Origin of the sequence: Alteribacillus iranensis, assembly GCF_900113025.1 — a bacterium.
Lineage (GTDB): Bacteria > Bacillota > Bacilli > Bacillales > Marinococcaceae > Alteribacillus_A > Alteribacillus_A iranensis.
The window spans coordinates 275,646-293,429 of the sequence record NZ_FONT01000002.1 but is presented as its reverse complement, the minus strand read 5'-3'; the positions used below and the strand labels follow the sequence as shown (position 1 = coordinate 293,429).

General features: G+C 43.5%; 14 protein-coding genes. 12 read left to right on the top strand and 2 right to left on the bottom strand.

Annotation, left to right across the window (positions count from 1 at the left end; translation table 11 throughout):
* Positions 1–8 precede the first annotated feature (8 nt).
* The 5 genes from BM095_RS05415 to BM095_RS05395 all read left to right on the top strand — a co-directional run bounded on the left by BM095_RS05415 (position 9) and on the right by BM095_RS05395 (position 5,477).
* Positions 9–470: a tripartite tricarboxylate transporter TctB family protein gene (locus tag BM095_RS05415; RefSeq protein ID WP_091658588.1), complete on the top strand. Its 462-nt coding sequence runs from the start codon at positions 9–11 to the stop codon at positions 468–470.
* A 22-nt stretch (positions 471–492) separates the two neighbouring features.
* On the top strand, positions 493–2,007 hold the full coding sequence (locus BM095_RS05410; protein WP_091658586.1) for a tripartite tricarboxylate transporter permease: 1,515 nt from the start codon (positions 493–495) through the stop codon (positions 2,005–2,007).
* Positions 2,008–2,037: 30 nt separating this feature from the next.
* Positions 2,038–3,102: an AbrB family transcriptional regulator gene (locus BM095_RS05405; RefSeq protein WP_091658584.1), complete on the top strand. Its 1,065-nt coding sequence runs from the start codon at positions 2,038–2,040 to the stop codon at positions 3,100–3,102.
* A 211-nt stretch (positions 3,103–3,313) separates the two neighbouring features.
* Complete coding sequence (locus tag BM095_RS05400) at positions 3,314–4,516, top strand: CaiB/BaiF CoA transferase family protein (RefSeq protein ID WP_407639134.1); 1,203 nt, start codon at positions 3,314–3,316, stop codon at positions 4,514–4,516.
* 16 nt (positions 4,517–4,532) lie between these two features.
* Entirely contained in the window at positions 4,533–5,477 is a 945-nt protein-coding gene (locus BM095_RS05395; protein ID WP_091658581.1) for a hydroxymethylglutaryl-CoA lyase, read from the top strand.
* A 246-nt stretch (positions 5,478–5,723) separates the two neighbouring features.
* Here BM095_RS05395 and BM095_RS05390 read toward each other — a convergent pair whose 3' ends face one another.
* A complete protein-coding gene (locus BM095_RS05390; protein ID WP_322787596.1) occupies positions 5,724–6,407 on the bottom strand; it encodes a DUF421 domain-containing protein in 684 nt (227 codons plus the stop codon).
* 453 nt (positions 6,408–6,860) lie between these two features.
* Positions 6,861–7,400 (bottom strand): hypothetical protein, encoded by a 540-nt coding sequence (locus BM095_RS05385; RefSeq protein ID WP_091658577.1) that lies wholly within the window; start codon positions 7,398–7,400, stop codon positions 6,861–6,863.
* Between the two features lie 274 nt (positions 7,401–7,674).
* Between BM095_RS05385 and BM095_RS05380 the strand changes: the two genes are divergently transcribed.
* From BM095_RS05380 to BM095_RS05350, 7 genes are all read left to right on the top strand, one after another.
* Positions 7,675–8,721 (top strand): NAD(P)/FAD-dependent oxidoreductase, encoded by a 1,047-nt coding sequence (locus tag BM095_RS05380; protein WP_091658575.1) that lies wholly within the window; start codon positions 7,675–7,677, stop codon positions 8,719–8,721.
* A gap of 737 nt (positions 8,722–9,458) precedes the next feature.
* On the top strand, positions 9,459–11,513 hold the full coding sequence (locus BM095_RS05375) for a hydantoinase/oxoprolinase family protein (protein WP_091658573.1): 2,055 nt from the start codon (positions 9,459–9,461) through the stop codon (positions 11,511–11,513).
* Entirely contained in the window at positions 11,513–13,501 is a 1,989-nt protein-coding gene (locus BM095_RS05370) for a hydantoinase B/oxoprolinase family protein (RefSeq protein WP_091658571.1), read from the top strand. The genes BM095_RS05375 and BM095_RS05370 overlap by 1 nt, the downstream gene beginning before the upstream one ends.
* On the top strand, positions 13,498–14,607 hold the full coding sequence (locus tag BM095_RS05365) for an ABC transporter substrate-binding protein (RefSeq protein ID WP_091658568.1): 1,110 nt from the start codon (positions 13,498–13,500) through the stop codon (positions 14,605–14,607). Before BM095_RS05370 ends, BM095_RS05365 begins: the two co-directional genes overlap by 4 nt.
* Positions 14,604–15,752, top strand: a complete 1,149-nt coding sequence (locus tag BM095_RS05360) for an ABC transporter ATP-binding protein (protein WP_091658566.1) — start codon at positions 14,604–14,606, stop codon at positions 15,750–15,752. The genes BM095_RS05365 and BM095_RS05360 overlap by 4 nt, the downstream gene beginning before the upstream one ends.
* Entirely contained in the window at positions 15,721–16,599 is an 879-nt protein-coding gene (locus BM095_RS05355; protein ID WP_091658563.1) for an ABC transporter permease, read from the top strand. The genes BM095_RS05360 and BM095_RS05355 overlap by 32 nt, the downstream gene beginning before the upstream one ends.
* A gap of 46 nt (positions 16,600–16,645) precedes the next feature.
* A complete protein-coding gene (locus BM095_RS05350) occupies positions 16,646–17,413 on the top strand; it encodes an ABC transporter permease (protein WP_322787599.1) in 768 nt (255 codons plus the stop codon).
* The last annotated feature ends 371 nt before the right edge of the window (positions 17,414–17,784 follow it).

The window sequence follows — 17,784 nt, the reverse complement described above, 5'->3', positions numbered from 1 at the left end:
TGATTACAATGGCTCATGAGATAAAAAATATATTATTTTTACTCTGCATCGGTACCTTCGCTGTCGTTTATTACTTGGATGTGCGAACCCTTCCGGAACCAGAGGAGAGAAACTTAGTAGTCTTACTGCTTTGGGGATTAGGTATACTGCTGGTCATTGAGACCAGCAGATCCCTCATCCGTGGATGGAGAAAAAGACAAGAAGAGCACTCTTCATTTTTTCAAGATATGAAAGCATGGGTAATGGGAAAGCAAGCTATATTGCTTTTTGGCATTATTGCTTATGTCATATTTGTTCCAATTGTAGGATTTTTTGTGACATCTTTCGTATTTATCGTCCTCTTAAATTACTTATTAGAGAGTCGAAAAGCATGGGAACTCACTGTGATCCCAGTTATATTGCTTATATTAATTTACGTATTGTTCAGTATGTTTCTAGGTGTAGAACTTCCTAGAGGATTCCTTGTTTAAAAGGAAAGGCAGGTGATAGGTAATGTCTCTTATAGATTTCTCAGCAACTGCAGAAGCGTTTAGCATGATTTTCAGTGTCGAAATTCTGCTTTACATAATAGCGGGACTATTTGTCGGCATTGTGTTGGGCTCCATACCTGGCTTATCAGGATCATTAGGTATTGCCTTAATGCTCCCAGTCACTTATCACATGGAACCTATTAGTGCGATTATGTTTCTGTCTGCTATTTTTACCGGAGGAGTATACGGAGGTGGTGTAACAGCCATTATGCTAAACGTTCCTGGAGCCCCCGGATCTGTGGCGACCACGCTAGATGGCTACCCAATGACAAGGCAGGGTAGGCAAAATGAGGCACTCGGTATTGGGCTCATATCATCAGTTATTGGGTGTCTTTTTGGATATTTATTAGTCTTTATATTGCTAAAACCCCTTGGCGGGTTCGTATTAAACTTTCAAGCCCCCGAGATGATGATTCTTACATTGTTTGCTCTTTCCATCATCAGTACGATTAAAGGGGACATTACAAAAACACTGATTGCTGGGTTTGTAGGTCTTTTATTAGGAACGATCGGGTCTACTGCATTCGGCAGGCCAAGAGGTACATTTGGTGTAATGGATTTGTATGAAGGGATTGAGATTGTACCAGCATTAATGGGGTTGTTGGCCATCTCAGAATTGTTTTTCCTCGTGCAACGAAAGTTTATTGTCGACTCAGAAGATGGAGTCTCTCAAAAGAACTTTAAAGATATTTTAAGAGGAATGGGAATTGCTGTCAAACAAAAGGTGAATACGGTTCGTTCCTCGCTGATTGGGTTATTTATTGGGTTATTACCAGCGGCGGGAGCTACGGTAGCGTCATTAGTAAGTTATTCTCAGGCTCAGACCTTTTCCAAAGAAAAAGACAAAGATTCTTTCGGAAAAGGAAATCCCTCTGGATTAGTAGCAGCGGAAAGTGCAAACAGTGGATCTGAAGGTGGTTCGATGGCCACCATGCTAACATTTGGTATTCCAGGTGGGAGTGCCGCGGCTGTTTTAATGGCAGCATTTATGGTTCATGGCTTAACTCCCGGTCCGTTTCTTGTGAGAGATCATATGGATCTTACCTATGCGGTTATTATCGGAAATTTCTTTCAGGGTTTTTTACTCATTGGGATTGGTCTTCTGTTTGTTTGGTATTTCAGTAAAATTGTTCTCGTACCAACCAGGTTATTAATTCCAATCGTGACCGTGTTTTCATTATTAGGAGCTTTTTCTGTACGTGGCATTTATATAGATGTCATTCTTACACTCGCTTTTGCTGTGATTGCGTTAGCGATGAGAAAACTAGACTATCCTATTATCGCTATCTTACTTGGGTTAATTCTAGGATCCACTATTGATGGAGAACTTGCTAGAACAGTTGTCTTGTACGAAGGCAGATATCTTGAATTATTTCAACGTCCTATATTCACCGCAATGACTGTGTTAACCATTATCATTTTCTTTGTACCAGCTATAAAAAAATTTTGGAAACGCAATAAAAAATCGGCATCCTGATAGTGATTGGTTTGCAGAGAGGAGAGATTGGTGGGAATCTTACAAACTCTTATCTTCATCATGCTAGCGATCACTGGAGCCTTTATTGGATACAAATTGAGAATTCCAATGGGAGCGGTCTTGGGGGCCATGCTATTTGTAGGAACAGGGAAAGCATTTTCCCTTCTTCATTTGGAATCCTCCGATCCCTTTTCTTTTATCGTACAAGTTTCTCTTGGGCTGATGATCGGTCTAAGTTTTACAAGATTATCAAAACAACAATTTAGTCAAGTAAGGAACAGCTTGATATTTGTCATCGTCAGCGTTGTTACGATGACGATACTTACAGGATACATCGTAAGTTTCTTTCCTTTTGTAACTCGCTCCGTGGCCATTCTTTCCTCTGCACCTGGTGGGATGGTCGAAATGGCAACCATGGCGGAAGCGCTTGATTTAGAAGCACCAGCAGTAGTCTTTTTGCATTTTATTCGGTTGCTTATTGTTATGCTCGTGTTTCCACAAATCATTAAGTATTTCTTTAAGACGATCCCGGTTTCTGATCGACCTGGATTGGATCTTACGATGGGCCAGCCCCCTTTAGAGAAAAAGGATGAGAAAACAAAAGAGATCATGCGAAAATACACTATTTTAGTGATCGCTGCCCTTACAGGTGCTTTTGTTGGTTTTTTAACCGGTTTTCCTATTGGTGCTTTATTAGGAAGTCTAATCACAGTAGTAGTGATTAACTTAAAAACAGGTCGTTATCGGTCATTGCCTATAACAGTAAAAAGGGGCATTCAAACACTTATTGGTGGAAGTATTGGATTAAACTTTTCCAAAGAAACATTTCTTATATTGCCCAAGTTGATCGCTCCAGCTCTCGTTATTACGATAATGACAATCGTGTTCGCTTTAATTTTTGCTTCCTTATTATCGAAGTTTTTAAAAGTGGATTACTTAACAGCTGTTTGTGGGCTGGCACCGGCTGGGATGAGTGAGATGGTATTAATCGCAGAACACTATCAAGTGAATATTCCAACCGTTGTTACCATGCATCTATTCCGGATTATAACCATCGTTACGCTTATTCCTGTTATCGTCTATAGTCTTTTTTAAAAAATTTGCATCTGATAACGTTGGTTTCCGCATCAGGTGGATGCCTTTCTTGGGCTCTGTCTCGGCCTCATCGAATCGCTGGGGGCGGGGGTCTTCGGTTTTCGCTGTTCCTGAAGAAGTCACCGCCTTCCGATTCAATCAACGAAGTGAAATAGACTTACTAAATATATATTCAACTGAGAAATACAAGTAAGAAAGGGGTATGGTTATTGTGAAACAACTAACAGGACCATTATCAGGCGTGAGAATATTAGATCTTTCCACGATGATCGCTGCACCTTTTGGGGCTACTCTCTTGGGTGATTTTGGAGCAGAAGTGATTAAAGTGGAAATGCCAGGGAGTGGAGATTCATTGCGAGGCATGGGTCCCTTTAAAGGAGAGGAGCCGTTACGCTGGCCGGGACTAGCTCGTAACAAAAAATCCCTTACCCTTGATTTACGCAGTGAGGAAGGAAAAGAAATTTTAAAAAAGCTCGTCGCAAAGTCCGATGTTGTGATTGAAAATTTCCGTACCGGCACGTTGGAGAAGTGGGGAATTGGCTACGATGTCCTAAAAGAAATAAACAAGGATATTATTATGATGCGAGTCACGGGTTACGGTCAAACGGGACCGAACAGTCACAAGGCCGGTTTTGGCACCCCAGCGACGGCGTATAGTGGGTTTACTTACCTGCACGGCTATACAGACAGACCTCCAATCAGTCCATCATTTTCCTTGCTTGACTATATTACAGGGGTGTATGTAGCTTTTGGTGTGGCAGCTGCTTTATATCACCGCGGAACAGAGGAAGGACAAGGTCAAATGATTGACATTGGGCTGTATGAATCTGTTTTTCGAATGATGGAGTTTCTTGTTACCGATTACGACCAAAACGGTAAAATTAAAGAACGTTCCCCAGGTCTTAGTGGCCATTCCGCACCAGCCGGGACATTCCAGACAAAAGACAAGCATTGGGTCGTTCTTGTAACAAGCTCCGACAGCACTTTTAACCGTTTAGCCAAAGCCATGAACCGGGAGGATATGCTTGAAGATGAGCGTTTTTATACAAATTCCGTGCGATTAGAGCATTTTGAATTAACAAATGGCATTGTTGCCGATTGGATCAAACAATTTACACGCGATGAATTACAAGATTTACTTGATGAATATGGAGTACCAGTAAGCCCGATTAATAGTATTAAGGATATCTTTGAAGATGAGCATTATAAATCAAGAGAAAATATTATCGAGATGGACCACCCTCGTTTAGGGAAAGTGAAAGTTCCAGGAATCGTTCCTAAATTCTCTGAAACACCAGGCCGTATTCAAAGAGGAGCTCCAGACCTTGGAGAGCACAACGAAGATATACTAACCGGACTACTTGATTATAGCGAGGAAGAAATCCAACAGTTAAAAGAAAATAAAGTGCTTTAAGAAAGGGGAAAGAGACATGGGATTACCAAAAGAAGTGAATATCACAGAGGTTTGTCCGCGTGATGGCTTTCAAAGTTTACCAGATCACGTGCCGACAGAGACAAAAATTGACATTATCAACCGTTTAATCGATTGCGGTTTCTCGCAAATGGAAGTTACCTCCTTTGTTCATCCAAAAGCTGTGCCACAAATGAAAGATGCGGATGAAGTGTTAAAAGGTGTGAAGAAGAGCAATAACGTATTATTTCGTGCCCTTGTCCCAAACCTGCGTGGGTTGGAGCGTGCCATAGCTGCTGACGTTGAAAAAGTAAAATTAATGCTATCGGCAACGGACTCTCATAGTTTGCATAACGCAAACGCCGCGACAATGGAAGCCATGGATAAATTTATTCCATTGGTAGAAAGAGCAAAAGAATCAAACACAAAAGTGGCCGGTTCCATTGCTGTTGCTTTTGGTTGCCCTTATGAAGGAGAAGTACCAACTGACCGACTACTTGAGATCTGCCAGCGTTATGAGGATATGGGAATTACAGATATTTCACTCGCGGACACCACGGGAATGGCTCATCCGGTACTTGTGAAAAGAGTTATTTCCACGCTTCGTGAAGAAAAACCTCATTTTCACTTTTCCTTGCATCTTCACAATACCAGAGGGATGGCTTTTGCTAACGCAATCGCCGGACTAGAAGAAGGGATCACCGACTTTGATAGCTCTGCCGGTGGAATTGGAGGCTGCCCATACGCACCAAATGCAAGCGGGAACATAGCTACCGAAGATATTGTCCATGGTTTTGAAGAAATGGGGATAAAAACAAACATTGACCTAGACGCCGTGATCGAAGTGGGACGAATCCTCGCAGAACAATTCCCAGCTCAATCCGACAGCTTTATCTTAAAAGCAGGGAAAAGCAAAGATCTCGTCACAGCCCCTGGAAAACAAGTAAAAATAGGAGAGAAATAAATGCCATGACCGCTCTGCCACGTAAGGTAGAGCGGTCCTCATGTATTATTCTTATTAAATTTTTCTCTTAATTGATATGAGGTAAGAAAGTAGCCTTGCCTAATTATTAGGAACTGAGAAATGTTGGGTAGCACTTGTTCATGTCTCCATTTGTTTTTATTACTTACATACACATTTTACTCTCCTGAATAACGCCAACTTCCAAGCCAGGATAGGTTGCATGCAGAAGAGCGTGATTCCAACACCTCAATTATAAGGTATAATATAGATACCCTCATTGTTGATCCAGTCAGCGTAGAGCACATCCTGACTATGCTGGATGCCATTGGCGGCGAGCTGATTGTTCAGCCACGTCTGGTCAAAGCCCAATGCTTTTACGTTATCTTCTAACACGACCCCATCCATAATCACGGTGGTGCTGAGGAAGACAGGCTGGTCCGGTAGGTTCAAGTCCTGATTGGTTACTTTTTGGTAGGGGTTCTTTTTTAAAATACTAATGGAACCGTTTGTTTCCAGAATGGCATAGGCGACTTCACGGATCGAAAAGATTTCACTCTGTCGAAGCAGACTTAACAGCTGGTTGATATTCATTCGATTCTTTTTCAGTTGGTCCCTGTCAATTTTCCCGTCTCGTACAATGATAGAAGGATTGCCTTCCCAAAAACCCCGGGCTCCTTTGTATCGTAAGAGCATCTTTTCCACAATCACTAATAAAAACCCCCATAAAAATACCGTATAGAAAATATACATAATATGGACATTTTTCTCATATATTCCGTTTCCTAGCAGCTCCGATAAGACAACGGCAGACACAAAGTCAAACGGCGTCAGCTGATTAATCGTCGTTTTTCCTAATAGCTTTGTAATGAAAAAAAGCAGAAAGAAGCCGATGATGACTTTCATAGAAATGTCAGTCACGCTTAGTTCCATCTCCATCCTCTCCTGTATCTATGAAAAAATGAATATATGTCATAGTTTGGGCTAATTTTCATGTTTTCATTCAAAAGGGATATATTTCGTTTACGGACTAAGAATGATGGTAAATATGCGAGACGAAGAGGGGAAGACTGTTGGATGAGGGCACCAAACGGAGTATAACGAGAAAACAGGAGATCCAGTTGTTTTTCGGTCATAAGCGGGGGAGTTACACTTCATGAGATGGCATCTTGGTGGCTGTGTGTGAAATGACTTCCATAATCACCCACAAAAAATAGCCCGGTCCTTGGAAAACTCGTAGGGTCTTCTCATTAAAAATACTGGATTCTACCAGGGAGGACCACACACATAACCACTTCTTATTTATTTGTAAGGGCATATGGAAAAGGATATAAGAATGGGGGAGAAAGTAAGGAAGAAGTGTATCGTGTCCGTCGCATACACTTTTTATAAGGCTGGATGGCGACGTAATGTGCGAATGTAAACTTCATGTTCTTCAATAATTTCGTGGATCGATTTCTGGTCTCCGACTAACTGGTTGAATCTGCTTGTCGTTTCATCGTGATATTCTGATAGCTTGCCCGTATGTTCTTTAACGATTCGTAGTTCCTCTGTGTTCTGATCTACTTTTTTCTCTAAATTTGAATGTTTCGTTTCAAGAGAAGCTATATTGATGTCCAATTTGTCAAAACGGTGATTCATTTGGGAATGGAGCTCATTTATTTGTGATCCTAGATCATTTGTTTTTGTCTCTAGGCCATCTACCTTCGATTCCAAACTATTTACTTGTGCTTGCATACCATTCATCTGAGTCTGCATTCCGTTTACTTGTGCTTGCATATCATTCACCTGAGTCTGCATCCCGTTTACTTGCGTTTGCATATCATTCATCTGAGTCTGTATCCCGTTTACTTGCATTTGCAAACTATCTGTTTTAGTGTGCAAGCTATGCATTTCATGTAAGATTAAGTCGAGCTTTTCTTCCATGTTTTCCTCCTCCTTTCCCCACAGATTACCATTATCATATCATCATTCTTTCAAATCTCAAGAACTAACGAAAGCAATCGTCGCATGGTGGTGTAGGAAAGTAAACGGCAAAAATTTGCTCTAGCAGGTATATCTCCGTAACTTCTACTGTCCGCGCTCAAGTGATCCCTCATAGTTCTCTATAAAAAATAGTTTGAAAAAACAGAGGGAAGACGATAAACTAGGCGTAAGTGATAATGATAATCATTTATATAGCGGTGAGGAGTGGATGGAGATGAGGCAGGAGGAACTGTTTGATGTCACGATCATCGGTGGCGGACCGGCGGGACTCTATTCGGCTTTCTATAGCGGTCTTCGGGAAATGAAAACAAAAATCATAGAGTATCAGCCGCAGCTTGGCGGCAAAGTCCATGTGTACCCGGAAAAAATGATTTGGGATGTAGGTGGCCTGACACCGACTTCTGGAGCGAGATTAATCGAGCAACTTACCGAACAGGCACTGACTTTTGATCCGGACGTGCTGGTAAACGAAAAAGTAGAATCGATCACACGCAACGCCCAGGGGATATTTATCCTGCAGACAGCCTCTGGACAGAAACATTATTCCAAAACAGTGATCGCCGCTGTCGGAAGCGGTATCCTGACGCCGCAAAAGGTAGACATAGAAGGAGCAGAACGGTTTGAAGTCTCCAACCTGCACTACACCGTCAAATCCCTCCAGCATTTTAAAAATAAAACCGTCGTTATTTCCGGCGGCGGAAACTCAGCGATCGACTGGGCGAATGAGATCGAGCCCATCGCAAAGAAAGTATACCTCATTTATCGAAACGACCAGTTAAAAGGCCACGAAGCCCAGGTAACACAGTTAATGAACAGCACAGCGAAATGTTTTCTTCGAACATCTATTACCACATTTATCGCCGACGACCAGCGTGAAAACATAGAGGAAGTCGAGCTGACAAACCAGGAAACAGGAGAGGTATCCTATCTTTCTGTCGATGATGTGCTGATTAATCACGGCTATGAACGCGATACCGAATTACTGGAAAACAGTGATCTCGATGTAGAGCTGACCGACCACTATATTGCAGGCAGTGTAAATAGTGAATCATCCGTACCAGGTTTCTATGCAGCCGGGGATATCTTAAAGCATGACGGCAAATTGAATTTAATTGCCGGCGCCTTTCAAGATGCAGCCAACGCCGTCAACAAAGCCAAGCAGTTCATCGACCCGGATGCAGGAAAAAGTGCCATGGTGTCTTCCCACCACAAAGCCTTTACGACACGTAACCGCAAGCTTGTAAAAGAGATGGTGAAGTAGGGGCGATTATTGAACGTCCCATAGTACTAACTATTTAGAACCGAGAGCTCAAGAGCATGTCCTCTTGATCGCTCTCGTTTTTTTCTGTGAGGGCAGGGGGATTCACTTGATGGTGAATGACCTTGGAGTAGGAAGAGCAAGGATTCAAGGTCAATATGTCTTTGGGATAGTGACCGACGCGCAGGCAAAAATTAGATCAAGGTCGACGAGAGACTGTAATTCCGTGGAATAGTACCCAATTTGATGAGAAAAGAAAGATCAACGTCACTAATGCCCACGTTGGATGACCTTGAAACATGCGATCAAGAAGACAAGGTCGATAAACCACTGGGATAACGCCCTACCCACAGGAAACAAGCCAGTCAAGGTTAACAAAAAGCTCGAATATCAGAGTATAGTGCCCTAGCTTTCTACACTAGAACCTTCAAAGTCATTAATCGACCTTGTTAATGACCTAGAATGATACACACAAGCATTCAAGGTCAATAACCCATGGGAATAATGCCCGACACTCAGTAAAACAAACCAGTCAGGGTTATCCATTCGAACGCTAAATCTAATTAGTTTTAATAAAGATATAGAATTAAAGATTTAGAATAAAGAGCAGTCGCTTTTTGCCATATATATTGACCTTCTTCTGGCATTAATTCATAGTTTATTGATTTGATTTCTTGATATAATAAAAATTATTCATTATAATATGAGAAGCTATCACGCACATACTAGGGGGAATAACGTTGGGATACGGAGCATATCGGGTTGGAGTGGATATAGGAGGAACGTTTACGGACTTTACCTATATTGACGAGACAACGGGAGATATTCACACCTTTAAGACACCAACCGTAACGGAGGATCCAAATATCGGAATTCTAAATGGACTTTCGTTATTACAAGACAATGGCATTGCGCCTGAGGATATTACTTTCTTTACTTATGGAACAACGATTGGTTTAAATACAGTTTTGCAACAAAAAGGAGCCAACATCGCACTGTTTGTGACCGAAGGGTTTAGAGATCTACTAAACTTCCAGAGGCTCAGACTTCCTATACCATACGATTTTCGCTCGCGGCATCCGGAACCATTCATTCCAAGGTCGCGTGTTTTTCCTATTAAAGAGCGGCTGCGGTTCGACGGATCGGTCGCCACGGCATTGGATCAGGACAGTGTCGATGAAGCCGTGAAGAAAGCTGTCTCGCTGGGAGTGGAAGGGATTGTTATTTGTTTCTTACATAGCTATATTAACCCGGCCCACGAAAAAGAGGCGGCAACCCGTATTTCTGAGATGGCAGAGGGAGTGGAAGTGAACGTATCCTCTGAATTATGGCCGCAAATGCGTGAATATGAACGAGCGGTCATGACGTCTATGAATATGTATATCCAGCCTAAAGTAAAGCGGTCCTTCCAAACGCTCACGAAAAGCATGGAAGACGCAAAAGTGGGATCAAAGCCGTTCATTACCCAATCTAATGGGGGCATTATGAATATTGAGTCGGCTGCTGAACTTCCAGTTTCTACTCTATTTTCCGGACCGGCCGCTGGTGTCGGTGGAGCGCTTGAAGTAGCGAAACGCGCCAAGATTGATAATATTGTTACCTTTGATGTAGGAGGAACAAGTGCGGATATTTCTATCATTGAAGGCGGTCATCTTAATTATTCAGAGGCAAATACATTAGCTGGATTTCCAGTGATGCTTCCTTCTGTTTCTATGTATTCTATCGGGGCTGGCGGCGGCTCTTATGCTTGGATTGATAATGGAGGTCTTCTAAAAGTAGGGCCGGAATCAGTTGGTTCGACTCCAGGGCCCGCTTGTTATGGTGTCGGAGACAAAGCAGCTTTGACGGATGCATTTTTAATTTGTGGCTATTTGAATCCTGCGAGCTTTGCAGGGGACATTGAATTAGATGTCAATAAATCACGGGAAGCGCTGCGGCCGATTGCCGATTATTTACAGGTAGAAGTCGAAGAAGCTGCGGATCAAATGGTTCGAGTAGCGATTGCCAACATGTATGCGGAAATGAGTAACGTGATGGAATATCAGGGGTTTGACCCGAGAGACTTTACCTTACTCGGCTTCGGGGGTGCCGGTCCTGTATTAGCGAATATGCTGGCAAAAGAGATTCAGGCAGATGGCGTCCTTATTCCGAAAAGCCCTGGAACGCTCAGTGCTTTGGGAGCTTTAACCGCTGATTTTATCCATGATGAAATCAAGTCGATCCAAACGCTGCTAGACCATATCAGTATTCGGGATTTACAAGAAAGCTATGTGAGTTTGATAAAATCTGCGAAGCAGTGGCTGGAAAAGCAGAGTACGCGTTTCGAACCAGAGCAGAAACTCCAGCTTTCGATGGATGCGAGATATGAGAATCAAGCCTATGAAATCAATCTTCCTCTTTCCATGTCGACTTTTGATGAAAAAGGAAAACAGACGATAACAGACAGCTTCCATGACCTACATTTATCAAAATACGGTCACAATGATCGGGAAGCACATATGGAGATCATAAACCTTCGCGTTCGTATCATTGGCAGTACTCCAGAGGCAGAGCCGAAGAGAGTTCCTGAAAAGGAAGTAGAAGCGCAGCCTGTGGCTACGAGGCAAGTAGTGATAGAGGGAGAAAAGTATGAAGCAAACGTTTATGGCAGAGATGATCTCAGACAGAATCATGTGATTTATGGTCCTGCGATTATCGAACAAAATGATACCACTGTTCTTATCCTGCCGGGGTGGAAGAGTGACGTCGATCCATTTGGAAACTTACTGTTACGTGCAGAAAAGGGGGAGGCATGATGCGGACAGATCCAGCAACATTAGAGATTATGAGAAGTTATTTCAACTCGATCGCAAGCGGGATGGGGCATGTTATTGAGCGCACGTCCTACACGACTTTTGTTAAAGAGTCCGCCGACTTTGCTACGGCGCTTGCCTCACCGGAAGGCGATTTTTATGCGTACCCGCGCTCTGTCGGAGTAACTATTTTCCTTGGTCTTAGTTTAAAGAAGGCCATCGAATCATGCGGGGAGCTAGAGCCCGGAGATATTTTAATTACGAACGACCCGTATACGACGGATGGTCTGGCCACGCATTTGCCTGACGTTCATATTATTAAACCCATTTTTCATGAAGATAAACTCATCAGCTATGCGTGGGCTTTCGTTCATTGTAGTGATGTCGGAGGGTTGGTTCCGGCAAGTATTTCACCAAAAGCGACAGATGTTCATCAAGAGGGCTTACGGATTTCTCCCGTGAAATTATATAAGCGAGGCCACTTGAATGAAGACGTCCGTCTCCTCATCGAAGCAAATAGCCGAGTTGCTCATTTGAATTACGGAGACATTAACGCCATGGTCGCAGCGGTAAATACTGCGGAAAGCCGCCTGGAAACAATGATCGAAAAGTTTGGGGCAGAAGCGGTGACATTGGCCTCTCAGGATTTATTGCAACAAGGGGAAAAAAGAGCAAGGAATGTGATCGCAAACATACCTGATGGCACGTATAGCTTTCACGATTATTTAGACGATGACATGTTGACGGATATACCTGTTCGCTTGGCAGCGGATATCACGATAAAAGATAGTGATATTAAGATTGATTTTTCGCGTTGTGATTCCCAAGTGAAATCCGCGTTTAATCTAGTTACAAATGGAAGCCGTCACTCTTTTATGCTGCAAGGCTTGATCAATTACATTATTAGTGAAGACCCTTATATCCCTATTAATGCTGGTATTATTTTCCCGGTAGAGGTAAACGCGCCAACCGGGACGATTGTGAATCCGGCATACCCGGCTGCTGTAGGGGTGCGTCACAGTATTACCATGAGATTGTACAGTGTAATTCTCGGTGCTTTATCCAAAGCGCTTCCTGAAAATGTTCCGGCCGCTGGCGCAGGACAAGCTGCTATCGTCGTGTTATCTACCTTAAATAAAAACACAGGGAATCAAAACATGGCAGTGGTTCAGCCGCTTGGAGGCGGTGGTGGCGGTCAGAGTGACATGGATGGGGTAGACGGCATTGATCACTCTTCCGGATTTTTAAAAAATACGCCGATTGAAAGCTTAGAGCAACATATTGACATCCTCGTTCATCGGTATGAACTCATGCCTGGCACAGCTGGACCAGGGTTTCATCGTGGTGGACATTCCATTCGGTTGGATTTTGAAGCGGTGCGCCCTGATTCCATGGTGACGGCGCGCGGGATGGAGCGGATGCGTTTCCAGCCTTGGGGGATTAATGGCGGACGAGCAGGCATTTCTGGCGAGGTTGTTACCAACCCAGATACCAATGATGAGAAAATAGAAGAAAAAATAAATGTGTTGACTCTTCGCGAAGGAGATATCGTTAGTATTCGGACACCTTCTGGCGGGGGTTGGGGAAATGCGAACAACCGTCCTCCCCACCTAGTGAAGAAGGAAGTGGAAGATGGGCTGCTTTCAATAAAAGCGGCGAACGAGATATACGGGGTAGTTCTTGAAGAAGAGGCGACAGGAGATTTCCGTGTTGATGAAAAAGCAACCGAAAAAACGAGACAGCTGATGGAAGACAAACCGGGCTCATTCTGGGACTTCGGCCAAAAACGTGAGGAATATGAAAAGGAATGGACGATAGAAGCGAGCGATGAGTTGGCTCGCTTGCTTCAGAAGATTCCACCTTCTGAGCGGTGGTATAGAAAGAAAGAAGTTCATGAAAGACTAGTGAATCAAAAAAATATCACTCGGGATGCTGTAGCGAAAATCTGGTCCGAGTGGAGCGAGAAAGACGAAGGAGGAAATGAACGATGAAAAAATATAAAAAGTACATGAAAAGTTTTTTTCTAGTCACTTCTTCCCTCTTCCTGTTAGCGGGATGTGGGGATAACGGTGAAAGTGAAGAAGAAAGCGCAGGCGGTGGCGAAACGGATGAAGTGACCATCGGAGTTTACGGTGGGGACTGGGAGTCTCAGATTAAAGAAGCGGGGCTCGAACAGTTTGAAGAGGAAACAGGTATTACTGTAAACGTTCAAGCTGGTGCTGATGCAGAATGGTACTCCCAACTCCAAGCATCAGGCGGTAACGACCCGCTGTATGATGTGCTCATTTTGCAGCCGGACACCATCACAAAAGGGATTTCCGCTGATTTGCTTCAGCCGCTGGACGCGGAAAACATACCCAACTTGGAAGATATTTACCCATCGGTACGAGAGCGTTTTACGGTGGATGGTAACTTATATGCCGCTGGATTCAGTATGGGTCAGTTAGGGATTGCTTATCGAAAAGACCTAGTGGAAGAGGAGCCGGAAGCATGGATGGATCTATGGGAACCAGAGTTTGAAGACAGCTTAGGTATCTCTTCTCCTTCTTATTCGGCTGGTCTGCAATTTTTCTCCGGTATTGTCAATTCGTTAGGGGGAGAAGAGTCTAACCCGGAAGATATCGATCAGACGTTTGAGAAGTTGAATGAGTTAAACAGTAACGTGGTGGCGTATCCTGATAATCCGGGAACGATACAGACTTTGTTAGAACGTGGTGAAATTAGTGCAGTACCTTTCTGGGATGGCCGGACGTTTGCACTGCAGGAAAGCGGCTTGGATCTAGGATTTACTTATCCGGAGGAAGGTCCTGTTGCAGCCGTGGCTAGCTGGGCCATCACAAAGGGGAGCCCTAATCTCGAGAATGCATACAAACTAGTGAACTATTTACTGGAACCTGAAGTACAAGCTAACTTTGCAGAGCTATCTTATTATGGTATGTCGAACAGCAATGTAGAATACAGTGAGGAATTAGAAGAAAGGATTCAAGTTGGTGAGGAATTTTATGAGCAGTTAAAATGGGTCGATTATGAAACGGTGACACCACAGTTAAACGATATCACCCAACGTTGGACTGACACATTCGGTGGTGCGCAATGAGCATCGAAGTAAGCGATATTAGTCAATATTTTGGTGATCAAGCCGCGCTCGAGAACGTGAGCTTAGACATCAAAGAGGGAGAGTTTTTTTCCCTTTTAGGACCTAGTGGGTGCGGCAAAACGACACTGCTTAATATTATTGCTGGATTTCTTTACCCAACGACAGGTACCGTGAATATAAACGGAAATGAGGTCACGGACCTGCCTCCTTACCGGAGGAAAATAGGCATGGTGTTTCAAAACTATGCGCTTTTCCCACATCTCAACGTATTTGATAATGTAGCCTATGGATTAAAAGTCCAAAAGCTCCCCAAAAAAGAGATCAAGGAAAGAGTTCATGAATCTTTATCGCTCGTGAAATTAGAGGCGTTTGCGAAACGAATGCCCCAGCAACTAAGCGGTGGACAGCAGCAACGGGTAGCCATGGCTCGCGCGTTGGCCATCCGTCCATCGGTCTTGTTGTTAGACGAGCCGCTCAGCAACCTTGACGCTAAGTTACGGAAAGAAATGCAAACGGAGCTGCGCTTGTTGCAGCAAAAAATAGGAATAACGACCGTTATGGTTACGCATGATCAAGAAGAAGCGCTAAGTATGTCTGACCGTATTGGTGTGTTAGGTGAAGGACGTGTTAAGCAAATTGGCGAGCCTTTGCATATATACCGACAGCCGGAAAATCGTTTTGTAGCCGAATTTATTGGACAAGCTAATTTGCTTGAAGTCACACCAGCAGATCATCCACCAGAGGATGACCGCTATTGTTATTTTCATGCGGATCATTATCAAGATGAAGAAGGGGAGCCATTGAAACTTAAGGTGTTAAAAGAGAATTTGGACGGCCCCGCTGAACATTGTCCATTACTGATGATCCGTCCGGAACGAATTCATATCTCGGATCAAGCCTCAGCAGAACATGCAAATGAGGTGAAGACTGAAATTCAACATGTAAATTACCAGGGGAACGCGATTCAACTAGAAGTGGGGATGCAGGGAAAGGGAACGTTTCAAGTACAGGTCTCTGATTCTGTATTTGTAGACCCTCCCGAAATCGGGATGCTCCTCTATATATCATGGAAAAATGAAGACATGATACCCCTTGCAGGGGAGGAGAGTCAGAATGCGCCGGTTTATCAAGAATCAAAGAAATAAAGGATTTTACTGGCTGCTGCTTCTCCCGTCCATTTTATTTTTAATCGGATTTTTAGTCATCCCTTTTGTATTGCTTGCTGATTTAAGTTTCCGTGATGTAGACGCCTATATGAACACGCAAGATACATATTCCTTTGCCCAATATGCGGAAGTGTTTTCTTCATCTACCAATCTAAAAACGGTAGGTATTACACTGATCGTAGCATTTATCACGGCCATCCTTACGCTCACATTAGCGTATCCGGCTGCTTATTTGCTTGTTTATGCGAAGAGAAGTTTTGTCCGGACATTGTTATATATTATTTTGATTACTCCACTATTAACGAGTATGGTTGTGTTGAGTTTTGCTTGGATAGTAATTTTAGCTCAAAATGGCCTCATCAACCAAATCTTAGTGTCATTGAATGTCATCGATGAGCCATTGTCGATGTTATGGAATATGCAAACGGTTATCGTTGCATACATTCAAGTGCTGTTGCCATTTGCCGTGCTGCCCATTGCTACATCGCTGAGTGACATAGATCCGTCGTTGACTAAAGCGTCCATGAGCTTGGGAGAAAGTCGAATCCGTACGTTTTTTCGTGTCATTCTCCCGTTAACTATTCCTGGATTCATTGCTGGATTTATTATTGTTTTTTCGCTGGCAGCAGGAAGCTATATTACCCCTCTTTTACTTGGAGGAAGACTACTTCCATTATTGCCACTGAATATTTATCAACAAGTGATACAAATGTCGAATTTACCACTCGCCGCCGCCTTATCTTTCACCCTGTTGGCCGGAGTGGGAATCGTCGTATCGTTTTTTGTTTGGATGTTGAACAGATGGGAGGCGAGAATGAATGGATAATCGTGTCGTAAATAAAAAGAAGAAACCACCGAGAGATTGGGGTGCTATGTTTCTGTGGATCGTTGGCGGGTTCATATACTTGTTTTTGACTCTGCCTATCCTAGTCATTATTCTTTCAGCATTTAGTCCCAATCCTTATCCTGAATTTCCGCCTACCAGCTTTTCGCTTACATGGTTTAACGAAGTCTTCACCAGTTCCGAATGGTTAGAAGCGTTATGGACAAGTATCCTTCTTGTGATCATCGTGACACCGATCACGCTCATCCTTGGAACGACTGCAGCCTACGCGATCGCAAGGCTCGACTTTCCAGGAAAACAAGCCTTGCAGGCATTGATGATGTCCCCATTAATGATTCCTCATGTTGTGTTGGGGATTGCTTTGCTTTATCAAGCAACCTCCATGGGCTGGATCGGGACCATTAATGGACTGGTCATTGCCCATTTGGTCATCGCATTCCCGTATGTCATTCGTACGGTCAGCGTCAGTGTCTCCAACTTAGATCCAGCATTAGAAGCGGCTTCTATGAATTTAGGAGCAGGTCCCGTCCGTACGTTTTTCAAAGTTACGGTGCCTTTAATAAAGCCTGGTATTATGGCCGGGGCTGTGTTTGCGGCAGTCACCTCCTTTGGCGAGATATCGATCAGTGCTTTTGTGTCATCTCCCAATTGGGTGACCGTACCAGTACGTATTTTTAACTACGTCGATCAAACCTTCGATCCGGCCATCAACGCCGTATCCGTCATATTCATTCTCTTGTCTGTAGGAGCAATGATAATTATTGAGCGCACCATTGGATTAACAAAAGTGTTCTAACCGTACATTTGGAAACGAGAGCCTCAAGAGCACGTCCTCTTGATCGCTCTCGTTTTTTTCTGTGGGTTACTTGCTCGTGAATGACTTTAGAGTGGTAGAAACAAGGATTCAAGGTCAATAAACCTTTAGGATAGTGACCGACATATAGGTGAAAAACGGGTCAAGGTCGACGAAAGACTGCAAAATGGTGGAATAGCACCCAAGCTGGCAAGAGAAGACAAATCAACGTCACTAATGCCCACGTTGGATGACCTTGAAACATGCGATCGAGAAGACAAGGTCGATAAACCACTGGGATAACGCCCTATCTACAGAGGAGATGCAATTTAAGGTCATCAAAAAGCTGGGAAATAAAAGTATAGTGCCCTTGC

Bases quoted from the DNA above. Each gene is read 5' to 3' on its own strand.
- BM095_RS05370 (WP_091658571.1), top strand. From the start codon at position 11,513: ATGCGGACAGATCCAGCAACATTAGAGATTATGAGAAGTTATTTCAAC.
- BM095_RS05355 (WP_091658563.1), top strand. From the start codon at position 15,721: ATGCGCCGGTTTATCAAGAATCAAAGAAATAAAGGATTTTACTGGCTG.
- BM095_RS05365 (WP_091658568.1), top strand. From the start codon at position 13,498: ATGAAAAAATATAAAAAGTACATGAAAAGTTTTTTTCTAGTCACTTCT.
- BM095_RS05410 (WP_091658586.1), top strand. From the start codon at position 493: ATGTCTCTTATAGATTTCTCAGCAACTGCAGAAGCGTTTAGCATGATT.
- BM095_RS05415 (WP_091658588.1), top strand. From the start codon at position 9: ATGGCTCATGAGATAAAAAATATATTATTTTTACTCTGCATCGGTACC.
- BM095_RS05395 (WP_091658581.1), top strand. From the start codon at position 4,533: ATGGGATTACCAAAAGAAGTGAATATCACAGAGGTTTGTCCGCGTGAT.
- BM095_RS05380 (WP_091658575.1), top strand. From the start codon at position 7,675: ATGAGGCAGGAGGAACTGTTTGATGTCACGATCATCGGTGGCGGACCG.
- BM095_RS05350 (WP_322787599.1), top strand. From the start codon at position 16,646: ATGTTTCTGTGGATCGTTGGCGGGTTCATATACTTGTTTTTGACTCTG.
- BM095_RS05385 (WP_091658577.1), bottom strand. From the start codon at position 7,400: ATGGAAGAAAAGCTCGACTTAATCTTACATGAAATGCATAGCTTGCAC.
- BM095_RS05360 (WP_091658566.1), top strand. From the start codon at position 14,604: ATGAGCATCGAAGTAAGCGATATTAGTCAATATTTTGGTGATCAAGCC.
- BM095_RS05390 (WP_322787596.1), bottom strand. From the start codon at position 6,407: ATGGAACTAAGCGTGACTGACATTTCTATGAAAGTCATCATCGGCTTC.